This is a genomic window from Streptococcus suis (assembly GCF_002964045.1).
Taxonomy (GTDB): domain Bacteria; phylum Bacillota; class Bacilli; order Lactobacillales; family Streptococcaceae; genus Streptococcus; species Streptococcus suis_U.
On the sequence record NZ_POPB01000249.1, the window covers coordinates 1 to 4,427 of the forward strand.

General features: G+C 31.8%; 5 protein-coding genes and 1 pseudogene. All 6 read right to left on the reverse strand.

Translation table 11 applies throughout. The annotated features are described in order from the left end of the window. Positions 1–132: 132 nt before the first annotated feature. Positions 133–605 (reverse strand): annotated as a pseudogene (tnpA, locus tag C1E99_RS02365) (IS200/IS605 family transposase). 257 nt (positions 606–862) lie between these two features. Then, entirely contained in the window at positions 863–1,549 is a 687-nt protein-coding gene (locus C1E99_RS02370; protein ID WP_001033677.1) for a hypothetical protein, read from the reverse strand. After that, the gene (locus C1E99_RS02375; protein WP_000181737.1) at positions 1,527–2,264 is read right to left on the reverse strand and encodes a lantibiotic ABC transporter permease; all 738 of its coding nucleotides are present in this window, start codon (positions 2,262–2,264) and stop codon (positions 1,527–1,529) included. The genes C1E99_RS02370 and C1E99_RS02375 overlap by 23 nt, the downstream gene beginning before the upstream one ends. Continuing rightward, positions 2,257–2,958, reverse strand: a complete 702-nt coding sequence (locus C1E99_RS02380) for an ABC transporter ATP-binding protein (RefSeq protein ID WP_000452012.1) — start codon at positions 2,956–2,958, stop codon at positions 2,257–2,259. The genes C1E99_RS02375 and C1E99_RS02380 overlap by 8 nt, the downstream gene beginning before the upstream one ends. Before the next feature lie 189 nt (positions 2,959–3,147). Next, entirely contained in the window at positions 3,148–3,624 is a 477-nt protein-coding gene (locus C1E99_RS02385) for an ATP-binding protein (protein ID WP_238146191.1), read from the reverse strand. A gap of 263 nt (positions 3,625–3,887) precedes the next feature. Next, a complete protein-coding gene (locus C1E99_RS02390; RefSeq protein WP_002325780.1) occupies positions 3,888–4,172 on the reverse strand; it encodes a helix-turn-helix transcriptional regulator in 285 nt (94 codons plus the stop codon). Positions 4,173–4,427 lie beyond the last annotated feature (255 nt).

Below are 4,427 nucleotides of genomic sequence, written 5' to 3' on the forward strand. Positions count from 1 at the left end.
CAAGAAGGCCTTTTTATTTTGTCCAGATGAGGTGGTTTAAGCACCAAAACAGCTATTTTTCCCTAAAAACAGTAAAAAAGACAAACACCAAAACGATGTTTGTCTGCAATCTGTGCCCGTAACAACGGGCTTTTATCTTGTTCTAAAACTGCCATCTGAAAATGGATCTTCATACTCTTTGACACTCAATTTATCAAATGCAATGTCATTTTTCTCATGCTCGCGAATATATTTCGCAACTGTCTTTTTATTCAGTCCAACGGTACTAACATAGTAGCCTCTAGCCCAAAACTTTCGATTTCCATACTTATATTTCAAATTAGCGTGTTTATCAAATATCATTAGAGCACTTTTGCTTTTCAAATATCCCATAAAATCGGAAATCGAAAGTTTTGGGGGTATCAAGACAAGCATATGAACATGGTCTGGCATCATGTGTCCCTCAATGATTTCCACGCCTTTGTATCGACATAGATGACGGAAAATATCAATTAAGTCCTGCCTTATTTTGTAGTAAATGGATTTTCTACGGTACTTAGGCGTGAAAACTATGTGATAGAGCACATCCATTTGGTATGTGATAAACTGTAACTGGTTTTAGCCATTTCTTTTTCCTCCTTTATCTAACCTGAACAATTAGATTATAACAGGAAAAAGAAATGGAAGCTCAAAGCCTTGTCAGCCACCAGCATAGCTGGTGGTTTTCTTGTTTTTCTCTACGAGAAAAACTGGCTCGAAGCCATAATAAAATAGACATAAAAAGCGGATGATCTGCAATCTTTAGATTTCAAAATATGCTGTCATTCGCTTTTTATCTATTGAATTTTGTTGTATTCTACTCTTTTAGTGACCTCTAACCAATTTACCTCTTTTTACATATTTTTTGAATTTCAACATTATTCATAACAGCTAAATTACAAAAATACGATAATATGATAAAACCAATTAAGTATACTAGAATCATAAAAATTTCATTTTTCCCAATTTCTAGGATCATATTAACAGGTAAAACGATAGGCAACCAGAAGTTATTTAAAAATACTTTATTGGTTGCAAATATAATAAACAGACATTCGATAAAAGAAATTACTAGATTCCCTCCCTTTCCCATGATAAGACTAAGTAACATATGGAAATGGTTAAGTAAGACTAATAATAACCAAGTAATCACACCAACATACGCAAAGTAAGAGAGTCTATTAAATTCAACTCCTACCACTATCCAAACTGGAACTCCCAATAAAACCATAAGTAAGTCTGTCGAAATAAGCTTTATTCCCCAAATAATTCCACTATTTTTTTCGCTTTTAATATTTTGAAAGAAATTTGCTTTTTCCTCTTGTTCATGAAGAAAAATAGAGAAAATTGATGCTAATATACAATATCCTAACATAGGTAAAAAAATGATATTTTCAATTACAACTGAATTATTTGTAAACTGTAAATAAAGAGGAATTGTGAATAATTGAATAATTGATAAAATTAAAATAAGATTTAAAGTAAGAGAGCCTTTCAACTTTAGCAACTCACTTTTTAGAATTTTGTTCATTAGTTATCCTCCACTTCAACAAACTAAGGAAACTCACAAAAACTAAGATTGAAAGAGATACTGATATTAAAATTGTCGATATTTCAACTCCACTTAATGCTGCCTCTAAATCACCTGAGGGTTTTAAATGTAAAAGAGCATAAGCAATTTTATAGTGATAAGTATAAGGAAATATGAACCAAACCGATGTCTGAGCTATTAGAGGAGCAACTAATAAGCAAATAAGAGAATTTGTAGCCAACAACAAGTAGGGATTTATCCACTTTGCTAGAAAATATAATAGTGGTAATACCCAAGCAGAAGAAACACCAATAAGTAATAAACAAATCAAATCTTTACCAATGTCTACTGATATCACACCTGAAAAAAGAAATGAGATGCCATAAAATATTATCGTAAAAATAAAGGTTGAAATCAAAACATCCTTGAACTTCAACAGTATCTTCGCTAAATAAATAGTAAACGTATATCTACCCAAGCTAATATTTTGAAACGCACCTGCATTCTCCTCCGCGCTATAATCAGCTAAAAACAATAACCCAAGGAGAGTGAAAAGGAATCCTCCCTCCCACCAATAAATTGAAAAACTTTCTAAATTGAGAGGTCCTGCTAGTATGAAAGCTATAAAAATTGCTAGCAAAGGAATAAGGATTAGTAATTTTTTATCAGAACTAGATTTTTGCTTCAGCCACTCAGATTTAAAAATATTAGTCATTTCCATCACCTCCATGGACAATTCTAAAGAATAGTTTTTCTAAATCATTTGAATTCTTATTAATATCATCGTAAAAAATCTTGCCCTGATTCAGTATAACGATTTGATCCGCAATTTTGCTGACTTCACTTAGTTGATGGCTGGACAAGAGGACTGTCATTCCAGATTTTTTTAGATCCCTAATTAAATTTAGCAATTCTTTTATCCCATCTGGATCTAGACCATTAGTTGGCTCATCTAAAATTAATAAATCAGGATTGGTAATAATTGCCATTCCTAAACCAAGTCGTTGCTTCATTCCTAATGAAAAGTGCCCTGCCTTCTTTTTTCCAGTATCAGATAAACCAACCAACTGAAGTACCTCATAAATTCTTTCATCTGGAATATCATGTAGCAATGCTCGTGTTTTTAAATTGTCAAATGCAGAAAGATTCAAATAGATAGCAGGAGATTCTATCAACGCTCCAATATCAAATCTATTTTCTTCTACAATATCCTTATGCTTTCCATTGAAAATGACTTCTCCACTATCAGCTCTTTCTAACCCAAAAAGAATTTTCATAATGGTGGATTTCCCAGCCCCATTTACTCCCAGAAGACCACAAATAGTACCTTCTTCAATTTTAAATGAAACGTCTTTTAAAACCTCTTTGTCTTTATAGCTTTTTCTTAGATTTTGAATGATAACTTCCATTTTTTCTGCCTCCATTTCTTTTATTATAATACAAAAGAAATTTCAGTATTTGTTCAGAAAAAAATTGAGCAAAAAGTCGATATCTCTTTGATTTTTTCAAATTTTCGAAATAAAAAATCGCATAAAATCAACGTTTTTAAATGAAAGATTTCATGCGGTTTTGTTTATATTAGGCTTTTTGACCAGCCCCTAAAATTTTTTAATTAATAAAGTGACCTGTGCACCACCATTTTGTGGATTTGAGAGTATTAATTGACCTTGATGTCTCATAGCTATCTTTTGAGCAAATGAAAGTCCTATTCCGTAATGCTTATCATTTCTTCCTTTATTCTCTGTGTAAAAAAGTTTTCCTCCATCTTTAAGAGACTCTTCTGTAAATGGTAAACCATTATTCCAAATCTCAAAACTGATAAAGTTGGAACTTTCAGATATAGTCAGTACCACCTTGCCCTCTTCTGAACAAAATCTAGTCGCATTAGATAAGATATTTATCAAAGCTCGATCTAAGTTGAGACGATTTCCTTTAATCACTCTGGTATGGGATTCATTAACTATTTGAAAATTAATTTTTTTTGAAGACATAATATCTCGACATTCTAATGATAATTCATCAAGAAATTTTGATAATTCAATATCTTCCTGATAATTCTTATCCTCAATTAGCAATCTTGAGTAATTAACCATTGAATTAGTACGGTTATATACCGTCTTCAAACAAAGTTAATTAAATAACTTCTTACGAGGGAAGAGTTCATCTGACTAACTGATAAGCGTTGGTTTGGCAATCTTATCGGGCTATGCATTTATAAAATGTCGTCAAACATTTTATAAATGTGTCATGGCTCTTTTTTCGTTTCTATTCAGTTCGTTGTTTCGTTATATCTAGTATACCGCTTTTAAAAAAAATAAGCAACGATTTCGTGCATTATTCACACGAAGTCATTGCTTTTTTCTTCTTCCATTTCTAAATCCAATGTTACTTGTTCTGATTCTGTTTCTGGTTCTGGTTCTGTTGGCTCATTTGGGATTAAATCCACTACTAGCGTTGAGTTAGTTAACTTTGCAATTTGTTCTAGTGTTTTTATGGTTGGATCTGATTTTCCTGATTCTATTCGTGAATAATTTGATCTACTCATTTCTAATTCTTGGGAGAATTTTTCTTTTGATTTGGTACCTCTCATCTTTTTTAAGCTTTCTCTAAATGCTAGTTCCAAGTTTCTCCCCCCTCTTTTTGTGTAATAAAATTCACGCTTTATTTAAATTATAGCTTTTAATATCTTAATAAACAAGTGATTAATCACTTGTGATTTGTGATAAGTGATTTGTGATTAATATATAAAAGCCCTCTTTAAAGGGCTTCAGATTGCAGACAAACATCGTTTTGGTGTTTGTCTTTTTTACTGTTTTTAGGGAAAAATAGCTGTTTTGGTGCTTAAACCACCTCATCTGGACAAAATAAAAAGGCCTTC